General features: G+C 38.8%; 2 protein-coding genes. Both read left to right on the forward strand.

Annotation, left to right across the window (positions count from 1 at the left end):
• Window positions 1-340 precede the first annotated feature (340 nt).
• Window positions 341-1,495 (forward strand): IS4 family transposase, encoded by a 1,155-nt coding sequence (locus ABLT31_RS38450; RefSeq protein WP_367760988.1) that lies wholly within the window; start codon window positions 341-343, stop codon window positions 1,493-1,495.
• A gap of 246 nt (window positions 1,496-1,741) precedes the next feature.
• The coding region (locus tag ABLT31_RS38455) for a biotin carboxylase N-terminal domain-containing protein (protein ID WP_367760989.1) at window positions 1,742-1,895 on the forward strand (154 nt) is incomplete at its 3' end.

Consider the following 1,895-nt stretch of genomic DNA (forward strand, 5'->3'; position numbering starts at 1 on the left):
AGTTCGATCGAACGGGTTCCATGGCTTATATGGAAGCGGCAGCGACTGCTCAGCCGAAGGACAACGAGGGTTGTTTGGTCCATGATAAATAGTTTTGAGATTTCAAAAGAAAAGAGACCGACACTGAGTTGGGCTCTTTTTCTTCGTGTACACGGATGATCGGATTTATGACACCAAGTACCTGTTTGAAAATTATTAATTCATTTCATTAGCGTTGCATTAATATTTACAGAATTTTTTATCTGTATTAAAAACCATATCTTGCCTTTATAGACGAAAAAATCCTTTATAATGGAAAGTACAGGTGATTCCTGTCCAAATCCAATATAAAGGACCCGCTATGGACAAGAATACACTATTTTCGTCATTTGGTAAATGGATTTCACCTATTAATAGCCTAAAGATTCAAGAACATATCGATGAACTGAACCAAGATAAATACGTGAAAAAGCTAACCACCAAAGCCTATTTGCTTCTTTTTTTACATGCACAGCTCCATCAACGCGATGGATTACGAGCCATCGCAGATGATGCTCTACATCAAGATTTTCAGCGTGAGTTAGGTTTTACATCGATTAGCGCTGCTCAGCTTTCCAGAAAAAACAAACGAGTTGATCTTACGATTTTAACCTATATTTTTATGGATTTAGTCCATCAAATCCGTTCCAAGTCGATCTTCCGATCCTGTTCGGTAAAAAGGGATTTCCGAATTGTAGATTCCTCAAGCATTTCCTTATGCTTGAACCAATACAAGTGGGCCACCTTTCGCAAGAGTAAAGCAGGGATTAAAGTTCATCTTCTTTTGGTTTTTGTTGAAGAGAATACGGTGATTCCTGAAAAAGTGGTGATTACCCCTGCCAAACCAAATGATCGCACGCAAATGGAGGTTCTCATAGATGAAAAAGGAGCCATGTATGTGTTTGACCGTGGCTATGTCGACTACGAGAAGTGGGATAGCTACTGCGATCAAGGCATTTTCTTCGCTTCACGATTGAAAAAGAATGCGGTCATTCGAAAGCTAGAATCCTTCTCTTTACCTGAGGGTAGTGCCATCCAATCAGACTCCATGGTTCTTGTAGGTACTCCCCAGAAACGAATGGACAATGTCCTGCGGTTAATCGAAACCACGGATTCGGAAGGCAACCCGATTCAAATCATCACCAATCGATTTGACTTGGATGCGGAAGAAATCGGTGAAATCTATCGTTCACGATGGAAAATCGAAACGTTTTTCAAGTGGATCAAGCAGCATATTCGAATTAAAACCTTTTATGGCACGAGCCAAGAAGCCGTAGAGAATCAAGTTTATTTAGCTCTCATTTCATATTGCCAATTGGTTTTAGTCTCTTTAGAAACCCAAACAAAACACTCTCTTATACAACTAGCCCGTTGGCTTATCATATTCCTTTGGCGACCCAGTGAACGTTGGGTGGAACAAATATTACGCAAACCAAACCGGACGTCACGCGGAAGACAAAAAAAGGAATTAGTATAACAACTTTTACGTTATTAGGGTTAATAGTATAAAATTACCAAATGGATAGCAATCACCTTCTGTTCGGTTATTCTCTTTTTATCAAAAGGTCATTAAATTAATTTCTGAATTGTTAGTTAATAAATCCCCTTAAGTTTTATGCAACGCTAATGAATTCATTTACAAAAATAATAAACTAGATTATCATATAATCATGATTATATAAGTGAACATTTTAAAAAGAAGGGGGAATGTGGAGTGGAAGATATAAAGAAATTCAGAAAGGTTCTGGTGGCCAACAGGGGAGAAATTGCGATTCGAATTTTCCGGGCCTGCACGGAATTGGGCATCAATACGGTAGCCATTTATTCGGAGCAGGATAGTGTTTGTCTGCACCGCTTTAAAGCAGATGAAGCCTATT

It is taken from the genome of Ammoniphilus soli, from assembly GCF_040813775.1.